Source organism: Pseudovibrio axinellae (assembly GCF_900110875.1).
Lineage (GTDB): Bacteria > Pseudomonadota > Alphaproteobacteria > Rhizobiales > Stappiaceae > Pseudovibrio > Pseudovibrio axinellae.
In genome coordinates, this window is the sequence record NZ_FOFM01000011.1 from 64,190 (window position 1) to 89,170 (window position 24,981).

Sequence of the window (24,981 nt, forward strand, 5' to 3'; positions counted from 1 at the left end):
TATACTATCAGCGCACCCGCATATTTCTAGATGCAAAATATAATTCTATTATGCGGAATTTTAACACATAGACGGAGACACTAACAAAAAAAAGCCGGAGCGAATGCCCCGGCTTTCTCGTTTAGTCTAAGAGATGACGCTTACTTAGAAGCATCTGCCCAGCTCTTGATCAGCTCGTCATAATCAACGGTGATCGGAGTTGGTTTCTCGTTAGCCAGTTTGGCTTTCGGTGCACCTGGCTGGTTCAGCCAGAAATCGCGATCCTTAACTTCGTTGAGTTTCGGACCACATTCGCCCTGAACACCAGCACGCTCAAGACGACCCAGAACTTTGTCCTGAGCAGCAGCAAGAGCAGTCATAGCTTCCTGAGGAGACTTAGCACCTGAAGACGCATCACCAATGTTCTGCCACCACAGCTGAGCCAGCTTTGGATAATCAGGAACGTTGGTACCGGTTGGTGTCCACTGTACACGAGCTGGTGAACGATAGAATTCTACCAGACCGCCAAGCTTAGGTGCACGTTCTGTGAAGGATGCATCACGAACGTCACTGTCACGTACGAAAGTCAGACCAACGTGAGACTTCTTCAAAGAAGTTGTCTTTGCAACGGTGAACTGTGCGTAGAGCCAAGCTGCCTTTGCTTTGTCGGTTGGAGTAGACTTCATCAGAGTCCAGGAACCAGCATCCTGGTAGCCCAGCTTCATGCCTTCTTCCCAGTACGCACCCTTCGGCGAAGGAGCCATACGCCACTTAGGAGTGCCGTCTGCGTTCACAACTGGGATCCCGTCTTTCACCATGTCTGCGGTGAAGGCAGTGTACCAGAAGATCTGCTGAGCAACAGAACCCTGTGCAGGTACAGGACCAGCTTCGGAGAACACCATGCCTGGAGCTTCTGCAGGAGCATACTTCTTCAGCCACTCGATGTATTTGGTGATGGAGTAAACAGCAGCAGGACCATCTGTTGCGCCACCACGTTCAACAGAAGAACCAGCTGGAGCACAACCGTTTACACGGATACCCCATTCATCAACTGGCAGACCGTTTGGAATGCCCTTGTCGCCTGCACCAGCCATGGACAGCCATGCATCGGTAAAGCGCCAACCTAGGGAAGGATCTTTTTTACCGTAGTCCATGTGACCATAGACTTTTTCGCCGTTGATTTCTTTCACATCGTTGGTGAAGAATTCAGCGATGTCCTCATAGGCAGACCAGTTAACCGGAACACCCAGATCGTAGCCATACTTGGCTTTAAACTGAGCTTTGATTTCTGGGTTTGTGAACCAGTCATAGCGGAACCAGTAAAGGTTTGCGAACTGCTGAGTTGGAAGCTGGTACAGCTTGCCGTCAGGACCAGTGGTGAACGAGCGACCAATAAAGTCTTCAACATCCAGAGTCGGCAAAGTCACTGCTTTACCTTCACCCGCCATCCAGTCAGTCAGGTTACGAACCTGCTTGTAGCGCGCGTGAGTACCGATCAGGTCTGAATCGTTGACGTAAGCATCATAGATGTTTTCGCCGGACTGCATCTGGGTCTGAAGTTTCTCAACAACGTCACCTTCACCGATCAGGTCATGAGTGACCTTGATGCCTGTGATTTCGGTGAACGCTTTAGCCAGAACCTTGGCTTCGTATTCATGGGTCGCAATGGTTTCAGAAACCACTTTAATTTCCATGCCTTTGAACGGCTCAGCAGCTTTGATGAACCAGTCCATTTCCTTCATCTGCTCTTCCTGAGAAAGAGTAGAAGGCTGGAACTCGTCGCTCACCCACTTTTTAGCAGCTTCCATGTCTGCAAAAGCAGCGCTGGAACCCATTACCAAAGTTGCGACAGCAACGGACCCTAGCAAATTACGTCTCATGCATATTCCTCCCGACTATAAATTGTTGCGCCGCCAGCTCCCACACTGGCTGGCGTACATGAAAGCTCAAAACTCAAACCCAGCGGAAAACGCAAAACGCGTACGCCACACAGACCAAGAGAGCCCACCAGAGGTTTGTGCCAACAAACCCAAGCCAAATCAGGCAGATAAAAGCACTGCCCAGCAGCGTCACGAACAAACGGTCGCCGCGTGTTGTTTCAAACTGTAAAATGCCATGACGCGGAGTTCCCCCCGGCACCAGCCATTCCCAAACCGCCATGCCAGAGATCAGCAAAGCGATGGTAATGAAGAAAATCGCCGTCGGCTGCGTCCAAGCCATCCAAGAAAGTTCCATGAGATCTTTTCCTATTCAGCCCTATTACACCCGGCCCAGAGCAAAGCCCTTAGCGATGTAGTTACGTACGAACCAGATAACCAAAGCACCCGGAATAATTGTCAAGATCCCTGCCGCAGCCAGCACACCCCAGTCCATGCCGGAAGCGGAGACTGTCCGCGTCATCGTCGCCGCAATTGGCTTCGCCGCGGTGGTTGTCAGCGTACGAGCAATCAGCAACTCAACCCATGAGAACATGAAGCAGAAGAAAGCAGCCACACCGATACCGCTTGCAATCAGCGGAGTGAAAATCTTGAGAAAGAATTTCGGGAACGAATAGCCATCAATGTAAGCCGTTTCATCGATCTCTTTCGGCACCCCGGACATAAAGCCTTCCAAGATCCACACAGCCAACGGCACGTTGAATAGGCAATGCGCCAGTGCAACAGCAATGTGCGTATCAATCAGACCAAAGGCAGAGTAGAGCTGGAAAAATGGAAGCGCAAACACGGCTGGCGGAGCCATACGGTTGGTGAGCAGCCAGAAAAACAGGTGCTTATCGCCAACGAACTTATAGCGCGAGAACGCATAGGCCGCCGGCAATGCAACCGCAACTGAGATCAGCGTATTCAACGCCACATAAGTGATGGAGTTGATGTAGCCATTGTACCAGCTCGGATCAGTAAAAATCACCATGTAGTTCGCAAGGGTCGGCTCATCCGGCCACAAAGTGAACTTGCTGAGGATTTCCTGGTTGGTCTTCAAGCTCATGTTAAAGAGCCAGTAGATCGGCAGCATCAGAAAGGTGATGTAAAAAGTTGGAACAAGGAACGAATAACGGCTTCCTGTCCTCATTGCTTTTGCACGGGCTTTTCTGCGTGGAGCCTGTCCACCCGCTGCAAGACCACTGTCAATTGCGGCAGTTCCGGTTGTTGTAGACATCTCTCTTACTCCTCACCTGCGTACTGTTGTTTCTCGCCACCGGCATTGTTCATCACGGTGTAGAACACCCAGGAGAACAGGAGGATGATGAGGAAGTAGACGAGTGACATCGCAGCAGCTGGACCAAGGTCAAACTGACCAATTGCCATCTTCACAAGGTCAATACTCAGGAAGGTCGTCGAATTGCCCGGCCCGCCACCGGTCACAACGAACGGCTCGGTGTAGATCATGAAGCTGTCCATAAAACGCAGCAGCACGGCAATCAGCAAAACACTATGCATCTTTGGCAGCTGAATAAAACGGAACACCGCCCAGCGGGACGCTCCATCGATACGAGCAGCCTGATAGTAAGCTTCAGGAATAGAAACCAGACCCGCATAGCACAGCAGCACGACAAGGCTGGTCCAGTGCCAAACATCCATCACAATAACAGTTGCCCATGCCGCCACAGGGTCCTGCGTATAGTTGTAGTTGATGCCAATGGAATTCAGGAAGTAACCCAGCAGGCCAATATCGGCACGGCCAAAGACCTGCCAAATGGTGCCAACAACGTTCCACGGTACAAGCAGCGGCAGCGCCATCAACACCAGACAAACCGGCACGCCCCAGCCTTTTTTCGGCATACAAAGAGCAATACCAATACCCAGCGGAATTTCGATCGCCAAAATCGAGAAAGAGAAAATCAAGTTACGAACAAGCGCATCATGGAACCGCTCTGATGACAAAAGGTCTGTAAACCATTCTGTCCCGACCCAGAAGAACTGGTTGTTCCCAAAGCTATCCTGAAACGCGTAGTTCACCACGGTCATCAGCGGAATAACTGCGGTAAAGGCTACCAGAAACAGGACCGGCAGAACCATAAACCACGCTCTATTGTTGATTGTCTTTTCCATGGATCAAGCCTCCTCGCCTACAAGCCAGCTGTCGGCATAAAGGTTTGTTTGGGATGGGTCGAAAATAGCTGTTGGATTTTCTGGAATGCTCACCCCTTCTGCGACGATCGCATTTAGAGCTGTGCCTTCCATCTTGCCGCGCAAAATACGGTAGCGACCAATGTCTTCCACCCCATCAACCTGGATCGGAAGACCTTCGCCAGCAGCACCAAGTTTGACGAATTCCGGACGAATACCAACCTCAGTTTTTTTGGCGACTTTTTTCGGGTCCAGACCAACCGGCAACGGCACGCTATGTCCGCCAATCCGTGCGGTCATACCCTCAACTTCACAAGGCAATACATTCATGCCTGGGGAGCCAATAAAGTAACCAACAAAAGTGTGCTGCGGTTTGCGGAACAGCTCATCAGGAGTTCCGATCTGTACAACTTCACCGCCATACATCACCACAACTTTATCCGCAAAAGTCAGCGCTTCTGTCTGATCGTGAGTCACATACACCATGGTGAAGCCGAACTGCTTATGCAAATGCTTCAGCTGAGAGCGCAGAACCCACTTCATATGGGGGTCAATAACCGTTAATGGCTCATCAAAAAGGATGGCGCTGGTATCAGAACGCACCAGTCCACGGCCCAATGATATCTTCTGCTTTTCATCTGCGGTCAGACCCTGCGCCTTGCGCTTGGCTTTTCCTTCCAGATCAATAATACGAAGAATTTCAGTAACTTTCGCATCAACATCTTTCTCCGCAACACCCCGGTTGCGTAGTGGAAAGGCCAGATTGTCGTAGACCGACATGGTGTCGTACACCACAGGAAACTGGAAAACCTGCGCAATATTGCGTGCTTCTGTAGACAGATGCGTCACCGGTTGCCCATCAAACAACAGTTCGCCCTCAGAGGGCGTCAGCAGACCGGAAATGATGTTAAGAAGCGTTGTTTTTCCGCACCCAGAAGACCCCAGCAACGCATAAGCGCCCCCATCTTCAAAAGTCAGGTTCACTTCTTTCAAAGCGTAGTCGCTCGGGCTCTTAGGGCTTGGCAAATAAGAGTGGCGAATGTGGTCGAGATCAATACGTGCCATGCTCGCCTCCTTACGCGTTTACAGCCATGAGAGAGGCAGCTGAGCGGCCTTCATCATCAAAAATCATGAAGTTCTTTGCATCCACAAACACTTCAATCTCGGCGTCAACTTCCACATTGTGGATGCCGTGCTCCAACGCAACCCAGCGATGATTGAGGCATGTTACGTGAACGAAGCTCTCAGATCCTGTGATCTCTGAAACATCCACTTTCGCCGGCAGGCTAACGGCCTCTGCACTTTGGCGGTGCAGGTAAAGATGATGTGGACGGAAGCCAGCTTTGTAGTGACCATCCGGCAGCCGCTTTTCTTCTTCCGAAGCAGGAATAAGGGTTCCGTTTGATGTGCGGAACTCGCCACCCTTTTTGGTCAGACCAAGAATATTCAAAGGAGGATCAGAGAACGTCTGTGCAGTGATAATATCTTGAGGATTGCGATAAACATCAAGCGTATCACCAAACTGCGAGATATGCCCCTCGTGCAGGGTTGCAGTGCGGCCACCAAGCAAAAGCGCCTCAGTAGGTTCCGTCGTTGCATAAACAAAAACGGCACCGCTTTCTGAGAAGATTTTTGGCAGTTCGTCACGGAGCTCTTCACGCAACTTGTAATCAAGGTTCGCTAGTGGCTCATCCATCAAAACCAGATGTGCGCCCTTAACCAGCGCACGCGCAATAGCAGTCCGCTGCTGCTGTCCGCCAGAAAGGTTAAGCGGTGTGCGTTCAAGATATGGTGTCAGCTTCATCAAGTCCGCAGCCTTGCGCACTTGTTTGTCCACTTCAGCGCCTTTAACACCGGCAACACGAAGCGGAGAAGCTATATTTTCATATACAGTGAGAGCTGGATAGTTGATGAACTGCTGGTACACCATCGCGACATCGCGCTTGCGCACGGAAACGCCGGTCATATCCTGACCATTGACCAATACCTGACCGGATGTTGGCTTATCAAGGCCAGCCATCAAACGCATCACGGTTGTTTTGCCTGATAAAGTAGGCCCCAACAAAACGTTTAAGGAACCACTTTCCAATCGTAATGACACATCACGAATGTGGCCCACGCCGTCAACATGTTTGCTGACGTGTTTTAATTCAAGCATTTTGCCCTCCCGGAACAGAAAGCATCCCGACTGCTCTCTGCAGGTGCACGCTGCTTGCACTGCGGCACCTATTCAATTCCTGACTGTATGTCGACATACGGTGCTTCTGAGTGAGACCGCCGATTAATACTGAACACTCCTGATGTGTTCACGTTCGTCTTGGACCGTTTGCCTTTAGCATTTGCTGCAATGACCTGGTGATCAGCCCAAAATATGCATAACAAGTACGGAGTATCCTGCTAAAACTGCATCTAGATGCCCAAAATTAAACTACGTCTTAACGCTGACGTCAATTTTCGTTTACAGCCACTTACGCGTACATTCGCGTTAATTCGAAATATAAGCGAAAGCACATAGGCGTCAATTCGAAATGTTGTAAAACCAAACCTCATGCCGTTATCCATTAGGATGAGAGCGCATAGTATGTGATTAAAATTGCAAAAGATTTTTCAATTAAAATACTACACAATTCGTCTTTAAGACTTTGAAAACACTGAACTGTTGCCGTAATTCCAAAATTAATAAGCTAACTAATATTTTCGTAGCGAAATAAATCGAACGTATAATCAACTTTCCAGCACCCTGCGCATCTAGGTAGGCCTCATAGAGGAGCTGTGCTGCAATGTCGTTCAAATAACGGGCATATCACTCCACCATAAACCCTCACCATGTTGCCCGGTAGATCAATCCAGATCTATGTCTTAGGTTAAGGTCAGGCTCAAGCAGCATGCTTAGTTAACCTAGGGGGGAGGAAGAAAATATGGATTTTTGCCTACAGCTTCACAGCGCGCGAAAAGTCCAAACTTGGAACAACGTTTTCCAGCAAGCAGTCCGTCTTGGATATACTCAGGTGGAAGGCTTTCAAGAACTCTACACAACCCTGGAAGCAGCCCATAACCTAAGAAGCCTTCTCGATCAGTATGACCTGGATATGCCCATCGGGCATTTCGACCTGTCTGAGTTGGAAGAGAACCTCGATGAGAGCCTCCAAATTGCAGGCCTGCTTGGCATTCATACGATCTTCTCCTCTGGCCCGATGCATAGTCAGCCTCCCAACTCACCAAAAGACTGGAGCTTACTCGCCCAGCATTTGGAATGCATCGCCAACATACTTAGGCAAAAGGGCTTTCATTTTGGTTGGCACAACCAGACCTATGAATTTATGCCTCTGGCGGATGGAAGAATACCAATGGAAATCATTTTGTCAGAAGCTCCGACTTTGGAATGGGAAGTCGATCTCACCTCTCTTGCCAAAACCGGTGCAGATCCGTTGGAATGGCTCGAAGCGCAAGGCCCGCGCATTACCGCAGTCCATATCAACAATTCCGGCTCAGATGAGCTGCAAGATTGTGCAGGCACCAACATTGAAATCCCGCCCTGGAGGAGCACACTTGAGGAAAAGAGCGAGGCTGTTATCTATGTCATCAAACAAGACGATCCAAACAACATTCCTCACCTTACAGATCCTTCTTTAATCGCAATGTAAACACGCATGCGTATAAGTATTTTGCCATAACCCCGCCTTCTCCGTGCATTACCAAAGGATCAGGGTCTATACTTTGGGAGTCAAAACACGGGAGAACGAGAATGAACCGAAGAGAATTTTTAGGTGCATCTGCCCTCACTTTTTCTGGCGCTTATATCGGGCTGAACAGCACCCCATCCTTTGCAGAAACAGCGCAAAACGATAATATCCAAAATGCCAAGGTCTCCTACTTTGAGGCTCGCCCCGGCTCTCGCTCCAGAGATGTCGCTTTTGATGCAGACGGCATGATTTGGTATTGTGGCCAGGCAGACGGAACGCTCACACGCTTAAACCCAAAAAATGGCGATCTTCACCCGGTATCTTTAGGTGCCCGTGCCGCCCCGCACGGTGTTGTTTTGGGCCCGGACAACGCAATGTGGATCACCGAAGGTGGTCAAAATGCCATTGCCCGTCTTGACCCTAGAACTGACGCGGTCACACTCATTCCCCTCCCCGCCGAATTTGCTGATGCAAACCTCAACACCGGCGTGTTTGATCAAGATGGAATATACTGGTTCACCGGACAAAACGGCATTTATGGGCGCGTGGACCCGGCAACACAGGAAATCAAAGTTTGGCCGAGCCCTGAAGGCCCGGGCCCGTATGGCATCACCGTCACACCACAGGGAGATGTCTGGTACGCCTCTCTTGCTGGCAGCCACATTGCCAACATCGACAAGTCCAATGGAAGGGCGCGTATCGTCAGGCCACCGACCAAAGAGCAAGGCGCTCGTCGCATCTGGTCAGACTCAAGCGGAAAACTATGGATCAGCGAATGGTTGAGTGGACAAGTCAGTGAGTATGACCCACAAGCCGACACGTGGCGCGCGTGGCGCTTGCCCGGCAAAGACCCTCTGCCCTACTCCGTCTATGTAGATGAAAACGATAAGATATGGCTCACCGATTTTGACGCCGATGCCATCGTGTTCTTCGACCCTGACACCGAACAGTTCACCAGTTTCCCAAGCACGAAGACGAATGCAGACGTTCGTCAGATGGCGGGGCGCCCCGGAGAAGCATGGGGCGGAGAATCTGGCACAGACAGACTGGTGCGCATCCAGTTTGCAGGGCCAAACGCGCTCCCATAGCACAAAATACCATTGGTTGGCGTTCCTCAGTCAGGAACGCCTTCTGCCTGTTTACTGCTAAAAGTTAAAGGCCATCTGGTCCTTGTTGGATTTGGTTCCATGAGGGATATTCTCATGATCCAACAGCCATACTTTCGTGTCCAGCCCTCCGCCAAAACCAACCAAAGCACCGTTAGCGCCAATCACACGATGACATGGAATGACAATAGGCAGCGGGTTCGCATTATTCGCGAGGCCAACTGCGCGGCTGGCGCCCGGGTTCCCTAGGGCCTTTGCAACATCTCCATAGGAACGGGTTTCCCCAAAGGGGATCTTCGCAAGCTGCGCCCAGACACTCTTTTGAAAATCAGTGCCATTCAACTGCCAATCAAGTGAGAACACCTTCAACTCACCAGCAAAATATGACGTAAGCTGAGCAATCAACTCATCATAAGGCCCTTCATCTTCAACCCAGTTCTCCGCAAGCTCATGCCGGCGTTTGCTTTCGGGAAAACGAATAAACTCCAGTCCCCCATTTTCACCGCCGATCAACAATGAACCGACCGGACTTTGATAGGTGCAATAGGTTGTCGAAATGGAACTGGTCATGATCGCTTTCTTCCAAGGATAAACAAACAGAGTGCCCCATCGCGATGAACCGCCGCAACAGAGCTGGAATGAGATTGACAAAACTCTAAGCTATAAGAGCTGTTTATTCAGCAGCATAAGCAACCTGCTTTTGAACCCCGAGCCCCTCAACGCCCAGCTCAACTTTATCACCTGGCTTAAGAAAAACCGGCGGTTTCTGCCCCATACCAACACCGGGTGGCGTACCTGTAGAAATCACATCACCTGGCTGGAGGCTCATGAACTGTGATAGGTGCGAGATCACCCGAGCCACACTAAACACCATGGTATTGGTAGATCCATTTTGATAGCGGAGGCCGTTCACTTCCAAGTACATAGCAAGGTTTTGCGGGTCTACCACATCATCACGGGTCACAAGCCAAGGACCAATTGGGCCAAAAGTGTCCGCAGACTTACCCTTTACCCACTGCCCGCTGCGTTTCATCTGAAAATCGCGTTCTGACAGGTCATTGACGATGCAATATCCTGCAACATGATCCAATGCATCTTCTTCGCTGACATATTTAGTGTGCTTCCCAATCACAACGCCAAGCTCAACCTCCCAGTCAGTCCGTTCAGATGTGCGGGGGATCTCAATGTTATCGTTTGGGCCACAAATTGCTGAGGTTGCTTTGAAGAAAGTCACGGGTTCTTCGGGAACCTGCATTCCAGCCTCCGCTGCATGGTCAGAGTAGTTTAGCCCAATACAAACAAACTTGCCCACATTGCCAACACAAGCGCCAATGCGTGGGTTGCCCTCCACCAACGGCAAACTGCTCAAGTCCAGTGCAGCAATCTTTGCTAGTCCCTCTGCGCTCAGCGTCTCTCCTGCAATATCATCCACGATTCCAGAAAGATCGCGAAGACCTCCATTTGCATCAAGAACACCTGGCTTTTCGGCGTTCATCTCACCAAACCTTAGAAGTTTCATATCACACCCTTTTAAATAAACCGCCCAAACACCATCAATGGCGTGTGTTCGCCCGGTTGTAAATGCGTTTCTCGAAGCGACTTGAAGTGTATTTTTTTGAAAGAGGACCTGCTTGTTTGGTTGAAACACGCTCACAAACAAAGAAAGGACAAAGCTTCAATAAAGCTCTGTCCTTTTCTGCGCATTGAAGGAAGTTATGCGTAGCTAACCACCTCAAACTCAATCCCGTCATCATCGTCGAAGTAAAACCGACGACCAGGCTCGTAATCTGCGTGGTTTCTCGTTGTATAACCGCCCTCCAGCACCTTCTTTTCAACCGCGCCAAGATCCTCAACAACCACACCCACATGGTTCAAGCTGCCATGCGTAAGGTAATTATCTTCCTTCGAACTATTTGTATTTCCGAGAGAATAAACTGCGATGTAACTATCGTCACTGCCAACGTGAACGGTCGTCCCGCCTGCCCGAGCAGCACCCTGCCAACGGATATGCCAGCCAAACCAATCTGCAAGACGGTTTGCAGTCGCAACAGGATCAGATACGGTGATATTTACGTGCTCCAAAAAGCTCTTTGTCATCGCGATAGCCTTTCATTTCGACTTCAGATGACACCCCTTTTAGGAGTTCAAGTTAAGTTTAAGTCAAGGACTATTTTGAGAGCTTATGAAGCATTCTGATATTTTGACAATTGGCGAGCTTGCAGAACGAACAGGCCTGACAACCTCCGCCATACGTTTCTATGAAACAAAAAACATTGTGACAGCGAGCCGCAACGCCGGTGGCCAACGCCGCTTCATGCGCGCAGATCTGCGCCGCCTCTCATTTGCACTCATCGCACAGGAATTTGGCTTCACAATTAAAGAGATTGCCGAGCAACTTGCAACCCTGCCTCCTGGCCGCGCGCCCAATAAGGCTGATTGGCAACGGCTGAGCTTACAATTCAGAGTGCACCTCGACGAACGCATCGCTCGAATGGAGCGCCTGCGAAGCCACCTTAATGGTTGTATAGGGTGTGGCTGCCTGTCTTTGGACAAGTGCGAGCTGTACAATGCTGGCGATGCTGCCTCAAGCTATGGTCGAGGCCCGCGCTTTGTCTTTGGTGACAAGTCATTTAAAGACGATAAGACATCAACTCTGGAGCCTGTAAACCGCTAAATGACCTGCCCTTTTAAGATCTAGTGCAACAACTCTGGAAACAAAAAACCCCAGGGATGAGTTCCCCGGGGTTCTGATTGGTTTGTTATAAGCTCCGCTTATTTGGCTGCTTTCAGCAGGCTCAAATCTGGGAGTTTATGGGCAATGCCCTTGTGACAGTCGATACAGGTCTTTTCTCCAGAAACCAGATACTTGGAGTGCTGTTCAGACGCTCTGATACTCTGGCGCGTGAAATCCATAGACTCCTCACTATGACAGTTACGGCATTCCAAAGAGTCGTTTGCCTTAAAGCGAGCCCATTCATGACTTGCCAGCTCTAGACGCTTATCCTCAAACTTCTCAGGTGTTGAGATTGTGCCGAAGATTTTGCCGTAAACTTCCTTGGATGCCTGAATCTTACGGGCAACCTTAGAGGTCCAGTTGTGAGGTACATGGCAATCAGGACAAGTCGCACGCACACCAGACCGGTTGGTATAGTGAATTGTGGTCTTGAGTTCCTGGTAGACCGTGTTCTCCATTTCATGACACCCAATACAGAATTCCTCTGTATTGCTCACCTCCAGGGCGGTGTTGAACCCACCCCAGAAGATGATACCGGCCACAAACCCACCAAGTGTCAAAAAGCCGAGACTGTAATGCACACTAGGTTTACGGATAACTTGCCAGAACCGTTTGATAGCTGAAAACATATGGTGTGCTCCTACTTGTCGGTCTTACCGTCGAGCACGTCATCAACGTCAACGAAGGTGTTCTCCATTGGAGGCTTCGCCTCAGTCTGAGTAACGTGACACTGGGTGCAGAAGAAGCGACGAGGAGAAACAGACGCTAGGAATTGCCCCTCACGATTCATGAAGTGAGTCACAGAGATCATTGGTGCCTGAGACTGTTCAACCGCGGTACGACTATGACAAGTCATGCACTTGTTCAGGCGCTTGTCGATCTGGTAGCCGTCGATCTTATGAGGGATCAATGGTGGCTGTTCAGGGTAGTTACGCACCTGACGCTCGTCAGAATTCACGACCTTAGAGATCCGCGGTGCGGCATCCTGAGTAAGGATGTCCGCATTACGCATTTCGGAGATGGTTTCAGCAGCATAAGAGCTTGCACCACCAAAGACTGTCGCAGCGATAAGGCTGGCTAAAATGAGTTTTAGAAGTTTCATGACGTACCTCACACGGCTACAATCTTGACCGCGCACTTCTTATAGTCGGTCTGTTTTGAAAGAGGATCTGTTGCATCCAGTGTCACCTTGTTGATGAGCTGGCTTGCATCAAAGAACGGTACGAACACGAGGCCTTTTGGCGGCTTGTTACGACCACGGGTCTCAATACGTGTTGTGATCTCGCCACGACGGGAGACAACGCGCACTTCAGAACCACGGCGCAAACCTTTGGCTTCTGCATCGTCTGGGTGCATGTAACAAACGGCGTCCGGGAAGGCTTTGTAAAGCTCTGGAACACGCTGGGTCATAGACCCTGTATGCCAATGCTCAACAACGCGGCCTGTGCAGAGCCAGAAGTCGTACTCTTCATCCGGGCTCTCAGCAGCTGGCTCATAAGGCAGCGCAAAGATGCGCGCTCTACCGTCTTTATGACCGTAAAACTCAAAGCCTTTGCCTTCACCAACGTATGGATCAGAACCTTCACGGAAACGCCACTGGGTTTCTTTGCCGTTTACAACTGGCCAACGCAGTCCACGCTCTTTGTGGTACACGTCGAAGTCTGCAAGGTCATGGCCATGACCGCGGCCGAAGGTTGCGTATTCTTCAAACAGACCTTTTTGCAGGTAGAAGCCAAAATCGTTAGATTCATGGTTGCCGTAGTCAGAATTCATATCTGACAGTGGGAACTTATCGACCTGACCGTTTGCAAACAGGATGTCGTAGAGTGTTTTACCACGGTACTCAGGCGCCTTCGCCAGCAGCTCTTCAGGCCAAACTTCTTCAACCTTGAAGCGTTTGGAGAATTCAACTGTCTGCCAAAGATCTGACTTAGCTTCGCCCGGAGCAGAAACCAGCTGGTTCCAGAACTGGGTACGACGCTCTGCGTTACCGTAAGCACCTTCTTTTTCCACCCACATTGCAGTTGGCAGAATAAGGTCAGCAGCCATCGCGGACACTGTTGGGTATGGGTCTGAGACGACCACGAAGTTTTCTGGATTTCTCCAGCCTGGGTAGATCTCTTCAACAACGTTAGGACCAGCCTGCATGTTGTTGGTGACCTGAGTCCAGTAGAAATTCAGCTTACCGTCTTTGAGCATGCGGCTCTGCAAAACAGCATGGTAACCAGGTTTTGCAGGAATAGTGCCGTCCGGCAGCTTCCAGATTTCCTCAGTAATTTTGCGGTGTGCAGGGTTTGCAACCACCATGTCTGCAGGCAGACGGTGTGAAAACGTACCAACTTCACGAGCTGTACCACAAGCAGATGGCTGACCGGTCAATGAGAATGGACCGCAACCTGGCTTGGAGATTTTACCTGTAAGAAGGTGGATGTTGTAGAACAGCTGGTTGACCCAAACACCGCGGGTATGCTGGTTCGCACCCATGGTCCACAGGGACATGACCTTTTTGTCTGGATCAGCATAAAGCTTTGCCAGTTCCAACAAACGATTTGCAGGAACACCAGACATCTTCTCTGCGTATTCGAGAGTGTATGGCTCAACGAACTTAGCATATTCTTCGAAGCTGATTTCTTTAGAGCCACCAGCTTTATCAGCATTTTTCGCAGCTTGCTGCAGTGGGTGCTCAGGGCGCAGGCCGTAACCAATATCTTGATTACCAAGACGGAAATTGGTGTGCTTGCTGACGAAGTCCATGTCCACGGCTTCGTTCTGGATGATGTAGTTTGCGATAAAGTTCGCAATCACCAGATCGGTCTGAGGCGTGAAGACCATTGGAATGTCAGCAAGGTCAAAGCTGCGGTGCTGGTAGGTTGAAAGAACAGCAACTTTTACATCTGGGTTGGACAGACGCCGGTCAGCAAGTCGGGTCCAAAGAACCGGGTGCATCTCAGCCATGTTGGAACCCCAGAGCACGAATGCATCTGCGTTCTCAAAGTCATCATAACAACCCATTGGCTCATCAATACCAAAGGTACGCATGAATGCTCCTACGGCAGAAGCCATACAGTGACGTGCGTTAGGGTCAATGGAGTTGGAGCGGAAGCCAGCTTTCCAGAGTTTAGAAGCCGCGTAGCCTTCCCAAACCGTCCACTGGCCTGAGCCAAACATGCCAACGGCGTAAGGGCCGTTCTTCTTCATGGCTTCTTTTGCTTTGACAGCCATGATGTCGAAAGCTTCGTCCCAGGATACTGGCTCGAACTCGCCTTCCTTGTCGTACTTACCGTCGGTTTTGCGCAGCAACGGCGTTTCCAGACGGTCTTTGCCGTACATGATCTTGGAAAGGAAGTAACCTTTCACACAGTTCAGGCCCTTGTTAACTGGGCTCTGAGCATCGCCATGAGTTGCAACAACGCGATCGTTCTTGGTCGCAACCATAATGGAACAACCGGTGCCACAGAACCGGCACGCTGCTTTGGACCACTTCAGGTCGGTTTTGCTAGCGTCCGTTACAATGTTGGCCGCTTGTGCCGGGAGGCTTGCTCCGGCTGCAGCGGCTGCCGCTGCAACAGCCTGCGCCTTAATCACAGCGCGTCTCGTTAGTTTAATCATGAGCAAGTCCCCTCGGGTTGAATGTCACCCTGATCAGAAATCACAATTGAATTGAGGTCGGTGGTGTCGGTTTGGTGGAAGATGAGCGAAGCAGTAACAACGCCCTCTAACTGCTGGATTTCGGCAAGCGCATTCGCGATGTCGCGCTCACTTGTGGTTTCCAGCGTCACAATTATCTTTTCAGTACCAGTTGCTTCTGCAATTTCTGCAGCTTCAATCTGTTCTATTGCAGCGCAGACCTGCTCTCGCTTTGCAGGTTCGGCCATAATCAGCACACTTGAGATGTGCCAGACACCGGCTTCTTCCACGCGCTCAACTGTTGTTGCATTACGCATTTGCTAAACTTTCTCGGCTCTGGTCGTTAAAGGTGAGCGCATCAACGGGGCACGAAACAAGGCAGGCTCCGCAGCCATTACACTGCTCGGCATCCAGATGTATCTTTCCCGTAGGCGCCACGCGCATATCAAACCGGAGTGCTCTTGGATCACAGCTATCGGTGCAAGCTTGACAAGAAACCCCCTTATCAAGCAGGCATGCCTCCTGCTGTATTTCTGCAGTGAGCCTCCAGGGGGCCACGGTCAGATCAAACAGATCTTCTTCCGGGCACGCTTTTGCGCACTCTTCACAGAACGTGCATTCTCCAACGCCGGTTTTGATGTAAGGCCGATTATCTGCGCTGAACAAAATGCTCTCAGGGCAAGCTTTGACGCATTCAAAGCAACCTGTGCATTTCTCTTCAACCCGCGTTTCCGTTGTCCAAGGAGGACGAACCGGCGCCACCACCTGAGGGGCTGCACCCAAACGGGTAAAGAATGCTCTGCGAGATAAATTAGCCACGATCACCTCTTAAAAGGATGGTGGTCCAACCAGAAGCTGGGACATCCAGATAATAAAACCGTATCCAGCAACAGCTGCGGTCATAAGAAATGGGGCAAGGACCACGGCTAACAACAGGAATGCTGTACGTTCACCACTTTTGGTCGATTGCGAGGCTTTCTCTTGGGTAGTCAGGCCTATTTCAGCCATACTGCTCTCCGTAGATCTTGTCAGGCAACGCATTCGACTAAGTGAGCTGACGTAAGCGCTTTTCCTGAACTTCAGATCTTCAATTTACCCACGGGTACTGGAAGCACCTTGATTGCAATCAAGTGTGTAACGCATTTGTGAACGCCACCATATTGAGGCACCAGTTCTCCGCTCCCTCTCCTCAAGCTGCGAGATAGCCTAAAGCCCTTATTGCGACGTCTTTACTCCAGTTTCTCGCCGTTCCATGAAGCAGAAGACTTGCATCCTTTGGCACCCTTGCCTCGCCATGCTGCGTAGATCACGGATATTTAGATAATAAATTCATGTGGTTATTGTCTGGTCTGGATTAGAATAGGCATCCACCACCGCGAATTGACCGTTCGCACACCACGGCTGACCAGATTCCTAGCTCCGACACCTAAGCACGTGTTGCACGTAAAGCTCGCCTCAAGCTAAGAGCAGAAACCGTTGCGATTAGACCTTTGTCTAGTCAGTTTTTCTTGGTATTTTGGCGTTCTGTCCCTGCGTTACAGCTCAGCCTGTCAAACATCGCACGCACCCGCGAATCACAGGTACAAAAAAGGCCGGATAACGCACAACACCGCCCAGCACCACAACACAAAAAGCGGCGTTTCATCAAACGCCGCCTCTGTTAGCAATCTCTAGTTTTTTGGTTTCTTAGAACAATGTTACACTGCTCAAAACTGCCTCGGCAGGTATCTCGCTCAAAGGCATAACCTTGCCGCCATTCTTTTGAGCAAATATCAATGCAGAGGCTTCAGACCCAAAGGGGACAACTTCCGGCGCGCCCATGCCGCCGGTTTGTTTGGACCCCACAACAAACATAGCTTTATCTGCGGAAATCCAGTTCTCAATGCCCGGTTCATCCCAGTTATCTGCCTTAGCCATGTCTGAGACATAAGTTACCACAACATCGCCAGGACGCTCCTCCCCTTTCAAAAACGCAACAGCATCGCGCACTTGAGCAAAGAACAAGGGAGCGGGTAAGCCCTCAATGTGGATTTGGGCTTTAGGGCCTGGATGCTCCAACACATTCATTTGGCAATAAAAGCTTACTGCATCTTCCGTCATAACGATTGGGTCAGGAAGCTTCCCTTCCGTTTCATCGCCACCACCACATGCTGAAAGTAATATTGTCAGTGATAAAATACCAAGCAGTCTCATAGGCTAATCCTCTGAACAGAAGCCCATGCCAAAGTGAGCGCTCCAATAGGCCACAACAGAAGCGAAATCAGCGGCGCAAACCCAGATGCAGCCGTTGAAGAAACAATACCGGAGGCCAACTCCGCTGCTTGCCCACTAGGCAAAGTAACAAGACGGAACGCATCAGCTGGATTAGCGACGAGTAACCATGGGAAGAAGTCTTTGGTAAAGGTCCCCCCACTTGCATCGACCATAAGCCCTGCGAGCAACGCGACGTCATAAAGAACCACGAATACCAACCAGGTTCCAATGGCATATCCAGCGGCGGCTCCGGTGGCCTGAGTCCAGGCGGACAAGGCATACCCCAGCCCCAAAAACGCAGAGCCAAGCAACAGCGCGCCACCAATCAACCTAAGCAAAACAAAAACACTCTCAGCGGTGACACCACCCGTGGCAGCAGCAACAACAACCGTCGCGCCAAAACCTAAGGTGAGAGCAACAGCCAGAGCTGCCAAGTGAGCGAGAAATTTCCCAGTTATCATGGAGAGACGCGGAGCAGGATAGGTAAGCATCAAAGGCAATGTGCCCCGCTCCATTTCCCCTGCGATGGAGTCAAACGTCATCAAGAGAGCAAGCAATGGAACGATATACACGGACAACGTGGCAAGGCTCGCGCTTGATGCGGTCATCAGATCCACGCCCAAATCACCGGTTGCGCCGGAACCTAAAAGCGTCAGCGCACAAGAAAACAGTACCATGATCGTAACGGCAGCGCGCAAAAGACGGTTGCGTCGAGCAATGCGGAATTCGGTTCTCGCGAAGGCTAAGATAGCATTCATCAGGCAACCTCCTCACTGAAGTGTTTATACAGGTCATCCAAGCACGGCGGAGCTAAGTCCACGTCCGATATGACATTTTCCATTTCCGCAATGCGTCCAAGCAACTTCAGCTTATGTTCTGCGGTGCAAGTTAGTTCCACTGACTGACCATTAACGGGAACCCCGCCCAATTGCTCAGCCACATAGCCGTTGCTGCTTTCTTTAGTGGTGACGCGGACGCGGATCGGCAATCCGGCATCTCTGCGCAGCGAGGACAATGTATCGTTTGCAACCAGCTGCCCCTGCCTAAGCACCGCGATCCGGTCAGTTTTTGCTTCCAACTCAGTGAGCGCATGGGAGGATATCATCACGGCAGTGCCATCCGCGGCCATCTCATCAACCAGCTGATAAAACTCACCGCGAGAAAGCGGATCGAGACCGCTGGTCGGCTCATCCAGAATTGCCAGGCGAGGTCGAGCAAGGAGCGCTTGGGCAAGTCCAACGCGTTGGCGCATCCCTTTAGAGTAAGTTGAAATTCTGCGGTTTGCCGCGTGAGCAAGTCCGACACGCTCCAACAAAGGATCAACCGCCTTTTTATCCCCCTTCATGCTCGCAAGCATATAAAGCATTTCCCGACCAGTAAGCGCAGGGTGAAAGGAAACGCTCTCAGGAAGATAGGCCGTTGTTTTTCTGGCCTTTTTGCTTCCAGGCTTTTCGCCCAGAATGGAAATCTCACCACTAAACAGCGGGACCAAACCGAGAACCGCTTTCATTAGCGTACTCTTGCCTGCTCCGTTATGCCCGATGAGAGCCACCCGTTCGCCTTCTGCGACGGAAAGAGAGACCTGACTTAACGTCTCCAATTTACCACGTCTTACAGTGGCCGCGTGGACATCAAGGGTCATTGGATTTTCTCCATTGCCTTCGGCTTTTGAGGTTTCATGAGAGGGTAACGATCAATCACACCGCCTGGCAGCGTGGCAGGAAATGCCTTTTGTGCCCAACGCACAAGCTGCACTGCGGGACTGCCCAGCAAGAGTTTTGCTGAGGGTTGCGTCCACAAAATGCGGTCCATCGTATCGTTTGGTCTGTAAGGGGAATCTGCAATTTTGTCATTGTTCAGATCATATGCAGAATGGTCAGACCAGTAGTTGCCCTGCTCATTCACAGACCAGTCAACCCACTTTGATCCAACGTATTTTACCTGTTGGCGGTTCCCAACAAAAGCATTGCGATACACCGTGTTTCGCTCAGATCCCGCAGTGAAGTGAATACCCAATGCGCTCTTCTCAAACCGGTTTTCGGTGATTGCGTTCTTATGTGAGTTGTAAATGAAAAGTGCGCGTTCTTTCGCGCCCGAGACGTAATTGCCAACAACCATACTGTTATTGGCGTAATTGAGCATGATGCCCTGATCACGATCATTATAAGAGACGTTATTCTCGACCCGTACACCTTTCGAGAACATGATGGCGTAGCCAAGATGGTTACCAGTCGAAACGTTGTCCATGACAACACTGTTTTGCGTATACATGTAATGTACTGCAAAGCGCAGATCGCGAATTTTGTTTCTCGCAAAGACATTCTTGCTAGACGTGTTGGTGAAGATACCGTCGCGACCAAACCGGATATCATTATCTGAAACTTCAGAACCGGGTGCATTCCAAACATAAACCCCATTTCCGCGGCGGTTCATGCGGTGGCCTTGACGGCCAATAATTGTATTTCCAAGAACTTTTGCGTCTTTGGCACCGTGAACATCAACCCCATAGAGGTTTCCAGTCAGGGTGTTTCCTTCGACCAGCGTTCTGTCTGCACCTTTCAAAAGACGAACACCAGAATCGATCTCATCATGACGGTCACCAGAGCCGATGATCTGACAACCACGAATAACTACATCAGGACTGGTCACAGTAATCACTGACCCATTGCCCTGCCCATCAATGATTGCACCTGGAGCACATTCAATGGTGAGTGGTTTGTCGATTTCAAACGCGCCAGTATGCACGCCTCCGGAAAGACGCAGGGTCTCTCCGGAGGTCGCTGACGTTACAAGGTTTGCAAGGGTGTCCCCCGCTTCCACACGCGTTTCGGCAAAGGCCGTTCCGTGAGCCAGTAAACCTGCCAAACATATTCCGAGGAAGCGAGGGATCATAACTTACGCCTCCTTAGGCTCAACAAACATGCGGCCGCGCATTTCCATGTGCAGTGCATGACAGAACCACTGGCAGTAGTACCAATGAACACCTGGGCGATCAGCGGTAAAGGTCACAGAGGACGTTGCCAAAGGAGCCAATTCCATTGCAAGGCCGTAGTTACCAAGGGTGAAGCCGTGTGTCAGATCATCAATATCGTCGATATTGGTGATAATGATCGTGACTTCATCACCCTCTTTCACTGTGAACTTCTCCAGACCAAAGACTGGAGCCATGGAAGTCATGTAAACGCGAACCTTGTTGCCATCGCGAATGACAACACTGTCAGACTCAGGATCAACACCATCCGCTTTCGCTTGTGCTACTGCATCAGCGAACATTGGATCGTCGCGTTTCCAAAAGTTGTCTGGGTTCACGATATCGGAACGCACCATGATACAATCATGCGGCTCAGCAAATGTTGGGCCGTCGTGTACCACCTTCATATCGTCACTGGAAATGTCGATAATCTGTTCGTTTTCAGGCTTCAGAGGACCCACATTCAAGAAACGGTCTTTGGAGAACTTATTCAAAGAAATAAGCCAGTTACCGTCTGCTTCTGTGGTTTCACCCATAGTTGTGTGATTGTGACCCGGCTGATACTGCACGTCTACTTTAGAGACGATTGGATCAACATCTTCGCCGTTGAACTTACGGATCGCTTTTTCCAGATTCCACTTCACCATCTGGCTGTCGAGGAACAGCGTGGTGTAGCAGAAGCCTTTACCGTCGAATGCGGTATGGAGAGGCCCAAGACCCAATTCTGGTTCAGCAACAACAACGCTACGAGGATCAACATCTTCCTCAAACATTGCATCAAACTTTCTCACATCCAGTACGGAACAGGTAGGAGACAGTTTACCGTTGACCACAACGTGCTTCTGGTCAGGAACAGTATTGATGCCGTGTGGGCTGTTTGGAATTGGAATGTAACGGGTGTACTTCTTGTTTACGCCCTTACGTCCATCAATAACAGGAATGCCATTGAGTTCCTGATAGTCGCCACTCTTCACTGCTGCTTCAATTTCAGCAAGGTTGAAGACAACCACATGGTCCATTTCACCTGCTGTCATTTCAGCAAGGTTCATGCCCATTTCAGAGTTGTAAGATGTGGAGTATGCGTACTTGCCTTGATAATCACAATCACAGTTATCAAGGTTACCAGAGACCATCACCTGCCAGGCAACTTCCATGGTGTCACCGTCAATTGCGGTGAAGATGTTTACGTATTTATCTGGCTCATCAAGGATTGTGCCGTCATTGATGAGCGGGGCTTCATGCTCACCGTTTGCAAACACATAACCGGTGCGCGGGTATTTTTGCGGGCGCAGGCCATGGATGTCGTGGGCGTTTGGAATCTCAAGGATCTTATCGCACTTCATCACGTCAACGCGAACACGAGCCACACGGGTGTTCGCTTTGTCGTTCATGAACACATAACGACCATCGTAAGTACCATCGGTATAGGACATATGCGGGTGATGCAGATCACCGTTGTCGTATGTCTTTTTACCCTGCTTTGCCAAGAAGTCCTTGGTTTCTGGTGTCAAACCTTCAGTAAGAACTTTCAAGCTCTCGTTGGTTTGTCCCCAACCAGTTGCAGAACAACGGTTAAATACAGGTACACGCATCAACTCGCGCATGGATGGGAAACCAAGAATGCGCAGTTCACCGCACTGACCTGAGGACCAGAAACCGTAATATGGATCCAGTTCGCCAGGTTGCAGCTCAACACCACGCCCTGACGCCATGGCAGGTGACAATGCACTTGTCGCGGTGAGGCTTGCAGCGCCACCCAACAGTGCCAGACCACCAGTGCCAACGGCACCAGCCGCACTCGCACCAAGCATTTGCCGGCGGCTCAGGCCTTTGCGTTTTACTTCATTCATCTTACCAGTCATGAGAGTCACTCCTCTACTCATGCTTCCAGTGAAGCCGCAGCTTTCGTTGCGGTTGTTTTTTCAGAGGACGGTGCTAGATGTGCACGCCTCTTCAACTTACGAATGACCACCGGGCACTTCGTCTCTGATTGATAGAGAACTTGGCAGTGCAGGCAGTTCACACATTCGTTTGGATTAATTTCGCCCGTTGGATGAATGGCCTGAATTGGGCATTCATTCGAGCAGGTCTGGCATGGCCGACCGCAGTCCGGATAACGTTTGAGCCAGTCAAACATCCGTATTCTTGCAGGGATCGCCAGTGCGCCACCCAAGGGGCAAAGGTACCGGCAATAGAAACGCTCGATGAACAGGCCCGGGGCCAACATCGCCAGCGCAAACAGAACAAACGGCCATGTGCGATCGAACTTGAGAATAATTGCAGTCTTGAAAGGCTCTACCTCTGCGAGACGTTCAGCCATCGGCATGGACGCCAAAGACAAACCGAACAACCCAAGGAAGATCACATACTTGAGGGCCCAAAGACGCTCATGCAGGCCAAATGGCAGCTTCCATTGCGGCACACGAAGCGCTCTTGCGATGCGGTTCGAAAGCTCCTGTAGCGCACCGAAGGGGCACAACCAGCCACAATAGGCGCCACGCCCCCAGAAGATGAGCGCAGCCGCCATGGAGAACCATAAAATGAAGGTCAGTGGCTCCATTAGGAAGGCATCCCAGCTGAAGCCGGAGGCCAATGACCCACCCAGAGCCATCAGGTTAACAATGGAAAGCTGAGCGTTGGCATACCAACCCAGGAAGACCAGTGTGAGCGTCAGGAAACCTATGCGGAACCAGAACACAAACTTTGCGGATTTGGTGATCCAATTCTGGAAGAAGAACGCGATTGTAAGCACGCCCAACATCGCAACAAGGCCTGCAATTTCATAACGTTTTTGCCACCAGATGCGTTTCCAGAGGGCCTGTTTTGCCGCCGCTTCGCTTTGGTCTGCAATGACTGCAATCTGGGCAGCTTCAGCAGACTGAACTGCTGGCGCGACAACGGCTTGCATGAACTTGCTGGGCAGCTTGTAATCCAGATCGAAGGTAACGAAGGCTTTGTCGATGGCGCCCACTGCGCGAGAAACCAGAAGCTGCAACCGCCACTGTTTGGTCGGGTCGAAGTTCGCATCTGCCGGGATCTTGAACAGACCCACCTCTGTAAAGCTTGGCGTACCATCAGCTGCAACAACACCAAGACGGCGGTGCATACGATCGCGAAAGCGGACACTGTCATCACCTTGGACGACTTGGATACGGTCGAAGATACCTCCGCGCACATAACCTGAGCCTTTAAAGGAATACCGGCCACGACCTGCCAATAGGATGGCGTGCTCGCCGGGCTTCAGCCACTTTTGGAGATTGTCGTAACCTTTTTCACCCAGAAGAACCTGACCAATCGCCGGCACACTTACAGGAGCGGCAGCAATTTCGATAAACGTATCAGTGTCCGGGCCCTTTTCAGGACGCTTTGCTGCTCGTGGATCGCTTGAATTGGCAAACTCTGTATTGACCTGAGAGACATCCAAACTGAGGCGGCGCACAGTTCCATCGCCAGTCAGACCAATCCAGTCTGTTTCTGCGCTTGCATCTTCATTCAGGACAAATTTGGGTTCACTATGCTGATTATCTTTCAGCCCACCAAGACCAAGTGCGCGAGCCACTTTGAGTCCAGAACGAACAATCGTGTCATCAATAACAATGATTGTGACTGTCGCCCCGGAGATGATATCAACTTCGTGAGATTGCCCACCAGTCGCGGCTTCATCTACCAGGTCAACGCCCTGATAACTTCGGGTAAGAGCTTTAATTTTCTCATCGGGAATGCCTACGAGCACGATTGGCTCAGAATGCTCTATGAGCTGAGCACCAAGGAGCTGGGCATTATCACCAACCGCCACCATTGTATGGATAGGTTTACCGGAATAACCAGTGGTGCCAACGAAATCTGAAGTAATCCAGACCCAGCCGATTTGCTTGTTTGCTTTAAGCAGTGGGGCTACGGGGACATCTTGACGGATTGGTCCGTAGGCGTCGGCCCCATCAACGATGATGGAAGGGTCTATCTGGGGCAGAAAGCGCGCTAAGAAAGAACTTTGGCTTTGTGCCTGGGCTGTGACAGGTGCAAGGATCGTCAGAGCGAGAAGCATGGCAGCAACGCAGCTACTCATACGGGTCAATAGGTGTCGGAAAAACGAATTCAACATTGTTCACCCCCCGGAGGCGCACGGGCCGTGGCCGTTCGTGTAAGCTTCACGACGGTGGCTTCGCGGAGTTTATTTGGAGCGATAGCAAGCAAGTGTTGGGAGAACACCTGCGGGCGAGTTGGCGGCAAAGCCATCATGCTTTGGCACATGCCGCATGCGGTGCACGCGTCTTCGCAGCAAGAGCGATCTGATTGGTTTTGTTCAGTTGGATTACCGTCTTGGTCCAACAGGATCGTTTTTTTACCTGTACTGGTGCAGATAACGATCTCCTGCACCACATCACCGGCACCTACATTTGTACGTGCACTTGCGCTGCGCAAAAACTCTGTCTGAGGACCAGACAAAGCCATGAACAAAGCAATTGTGCCATAGACAATATATGTAAGTGCACGGGTTACCATGCTTCATGGCTTAACCGCTCACAGAGCAAAACATTTTAACATAAATCAAGCCTGCGGC

25 protein-coding genes are annotated in these 24,981 nt (G+C 50.6%); 3 read left to right on the plus strand and 22 right to left on the minus strand.

What is annotated here, in order from left to right:
• Positions 1-140 precede the first annotated feature (140 nt).
• The 6 genes from BMZ51_RS18975 to BMZ51_RS19000 form a co-directional block, all read right to left on the minus strand.
• Complete coding sequence (locus BMZ51_RS18975; protein WP_068010864.1) at positions 141-1,859, minus strand: ABC transporter substrate-binding protein; 1,719 nt, start codon at positions 1,857-1,859, stop codon at positions 141-143.
• A 73-nt stretch (positions 1,860-1,932) separates the two neighbouring features.
• On the minus strand, positions 1,933-2,214 hold the full coding sequence (locus BMZ51_RS18980; RefSeq protein WP_068010867.1) for a DUF2160 domain-containing protein: 282 nt from the start codon (positions 2,212-2,214) through the stop codon (positions 1,933-1,935).
• Between the two features lie 24 nt (positions 2,215-2,238).
• Positions 2,239-3,135, minus strand: coding sequence for a carbohydrate ABC transporter permease (locus BMZ51_RS18985; protein WP_082825755.1), 897 nt, complete (start codon positions 3,133-3,135; stop codon positions 2,239-2,241).
• A 5-nt stretch (positions 3,136-3,140) separates the two neighbouring features.
• Positions 3,141-4,028 (minus strand): carbohydrate ABC transporter permease, encoded by an 888-nt coding sequence (locus tag BMZ51_RS18990; RefSeq protein ID WP_068010868.1) that lies wholly within the window; start codon positions 4,026-4,028, stop codon positions 3,141-3,143.
• A 3-nt stretch (positions 4,029-4,031) separates the two neighbouring features.
• Complete coding sequence (locus tag BMZ51_RS18995; RefSeq protein ID WP_068010870.1) at positions 4,032-5,111, minus strand: ABC transporter ATP-binding protein; 1,080 nt, start codon at positions 5,109-5,111, stop codon at positions 4,032-4,034.
• 10 nt (positions 5,112-5,121) lie between these two features.
• Complete coding sequence (locus tag BMZ51_RS19000) at positions 5,122-6,204, minus strand: ABC transporter ATP-binding protein (protein WP_068010872.1); 1,083 nt, start codon at positions 6,202-6,204, stop codon at positions 5,122-5,124.
• Positions 6,205-6,964: 760 nt separating this feature from the next.
• Between BMZ51_RS19000 and BMZ51_RS19010 the strand changes: the two genes are divergently transcribed.
• Together BMZ51_RS19010 and BMZ51_RS19015 are read left to right on the plus strand one after the other, a co-directional pair.
• Positions 6,965-7,690, plus strand: coding sequence for a sugar phosphate isomerase/epimerase family protein (locus BMZ51_RS19010; protein ID WP_068010876.1), 726 nt, complete (start codon positions 6,965-6,967; stop codon positions 7,688-7,690).
• A 101-nt stretch (positions 7,691-7,791) separates the two neighbouring features.
• Positions 7,792-8,817 carry a Vgb family protein gene (locus BMZ51_RS19015; RefSeq protein WP_068010878.1) on the plus strand — a complete coding sequence of 342 codons (1,026 nt, stop codon included), beginning with the start codon at positions 7,792-7,794 and terminating at the stop codon, positions 8,815-8,817.
• A gap of 57 nt (positions 8,818-8,874) precedes the next feature.
• Here BMZ51_RS19015 and BMZ51_RS19020 read toward each other — a convergent pair whose 3' ends face one another.
• From BMZ51_RS19020 to BMZ51_RS19030, 3 genes are all read right to left on the minus strand, one after another.
• Positions 8,875-9,405, minus strand: coding sequence for a methylated-DNA--[protein]-cysteine S-methyltransferase (locus BMZ51_RS19020; protein ID WP_068010880.1), 531 nt, complete (start codon positions 9,403-9,405; stop codon positions 8,875-8,877).
• A gap of 103 nt (positions 9,406-9,508) precedes the next feature.
• Positions 9,509-10,354, minus strand: a complete 846-nt coding sequence (locus BMZ51_RS19025; RefSeq protein ID WP_068010968.1) for a fumarylacetoacetate hydrolase family protein — start codon at positions 10,352-10,354, stop codon at positions 9,509-9,511.
• 194 nt (positions 10,355-10,548) lie between these two features.
• Complete coding sequence (locus tag BMZ51_RS19030; protein ID WP_068010882.1) at positions 10,549-10,932, minus strand: VOC family protein; 384 nt, start codon at positions 10,930-10,932, stop codon at positions 10,549-10,551.
• A gap of 85 nt (positions 10,933-11,017) precedes the next feature.
• Between BMZ51_RS19030 and soxR the strand changes: the two genes are divergently transcribed.
• Positions 11,018-11,509, plus strand: a complete 492-nt coding sequence (soxR, locus tag BMZ51_RS19035) for a redox-sensitive transcriptional activator SoxR (protein ID WP_068010884.1) — start codon at positions 11,018-11,020, stop codon at positions 11,507-11,509.
• Between the two features lie 98 nt (positions 11,510-11,607).
• Here the strand turns inward: soxR and BMZ51_RS19040 are convergent, their stop codons facing one another.
• From BMZ51_RS19040 to BMZ51_RS19100, 13 genes are all read right to left on the minus strand, one after another.
• Complete coding sequence (locus BMZ51_RS19040; RefSeq protein WP_068010886.1) at positions 11,608-12,198, minus strand: cytochrome c3 family protein; 591 nt, start codon at positions 12,196-12,198, stop codon at positions 11,608-11,610.
• Between the two features lie 11 nt (positions 12,199-12,209).
• A complete protein-coding gene (locus BMZ51_RS19045) occupies positions 12,210-12,671 on the minus strand; it encodes a nitrate reductase cytochrome c-type subunit (RefSeq protein WP_068010888.1) in 462 nt (153 codons plus the stop codon).
• 8 nt (positions 12,672-12,679) lie between these two features.
• Positions 12,680-15,178: a nitrate reductase catalytic subunit NapA gene (napA, locus tag BMZ51_RS19050; RefSeq protein WP_068010890.1), complete on the minus strand. Its 2,499-nt coding sequence runs from the start codon at positions 15,176-15,178 to the stop codon at positions 12,680-12,682.
• Positions 15,175-15,513, minus strand: coding sequence for a chaperone NapD (locus BMZ51_RS19055; protein WP_068010892.1), 339 nt, complete (start codon positions 15,511-15,513; stop codon positions 15,175-15,177). Before BMZ51_RS19055 ends, napA begins: the two co-directional genes overlap by 4 nt.
• Complete coding sequence (locus BMZ51_RS19060; RefSeq protein WP_068010894.1) at positions 15,506-16,015, minus strand: ferredoxin-type protein NapF; 510 nt, start codon at positions 16,013-16,015, stop codon at positions 15,506-15,508. The genes BMZ51_RS19055 and BMZ51_RS19060 overlap by 8 nt, the downstream gene beginning before the upstream one ends.
• A 9-nt stretch (positions 16,016-16,024) precedes the next feature.
• The gene (locus tag BMZ51_RS19065) at positions 16,025-16,204 is read right to left on the minus strand and encodes a periplasmic nitrate reductase, NapE protein (protein WP_068010896.1); all 180 of its coding nucleotides are present in this window, start codon (positions 16,202-16,204) and stop codon (positions 16,025-16,027) included.
• A gap of 678 nt (positions 16,205-16,882) precedes the next feature.
• On the minus strand, positions 16,883-17,389 hold the full coding sequence (locus BMZ51_RS19070; RefSeq protein WP_068010899.1) for a nitrous oxide reductase accessory protein NosL: 507 nt from the start codon (positions 17,387-17,389) through the stop codon (positions 16,883-16,885).
• Positions 17,386-18,207, minus strand: a complete 822-nt coding sequence (locus BMZ51_RS19075) for an ABC transporter permease (protein WP_068010901.1) — start codon at positions 18,205-18,207, stop codon at positions 17,386-17,388. Before BMZ51_RS19075 ends, BMZ51_RS19070 begins: the two co-directional genes overlap by 4 nt.
• The gene (locus BMZ51_RS19080; protein ID WP_068010903.1) at positions 18,207-19,091 is read right to left on the minus strand and encodes an ABC transporter ATP-binding protein; all 885 of its coding nucleotides are present in this window, start codon (positions 19,089-19,091) and stop codon (positions 18,207-18,209) included. Before BMZ51_RS19080 ends, BMZ51_RS19075 begins: the two co-directional genes overlap by 1 nt.
• Positions 19,088-20,341 (minus strand): nitrous oxide reductase family maturation protein NosD, encoded by a 1,254-nt coding sequence (locus BMZ51_RS19085; RefSeq protein ID WP_082825756.1) that lies wholly within the window; start codon positions 20,339-20,341, stop codon positions 19,088-19,090. Before BMZ51_RS19085 ends, BMZ51_RS19080 begins: the two co-directional genes overlap by 4 nt.
• Positions 20,342-20,344: 3 nt before the next feature.
• Positions 20,345-22,282 carry a TAT-dependent nitrous-oxide reductase gene (gene nosZ / locus BMZ51_RS19090; RefSeq protein WP_420848511.1) on the minus strand — a complete coding sequence of 646 codons (1,938 nt, stop codon included), beginning with the start codon at positions 22,280-22,282 and terminating at the stop codon, positions 20,345-20,347.
• Positions 22,283-22,299: 17 nt separating this feature from the next.
• Positions 22,300-24,522 (minus strand): NosR/NirI family protein, encoded by a 2,223-nt coding sequence (locus BMZ51_RS19095; RefSeq protein WP_074882246.1) that lies wholly within the window; start codon positions 24,520-24,522, stop codon positions 22,300-22,302.
• Positions 24,516-24,923: a hypothetical protein gene (locus tag BMZ51_RS19100; protein ID WP_068010905.1), complete on the minus strand. Its 408-nt coding sequence runs from the start codon at positions 24,921-24,923 to the stop codon at positions 24,516-24,518. The genes BMZ51_RS19095 and BMZ51_RS19100 overlap by 7 nt, the downstream gene beginning before the upstream one ends.
• Positions 24,924-24,981 lie beyond the last annotated feature (58 nt).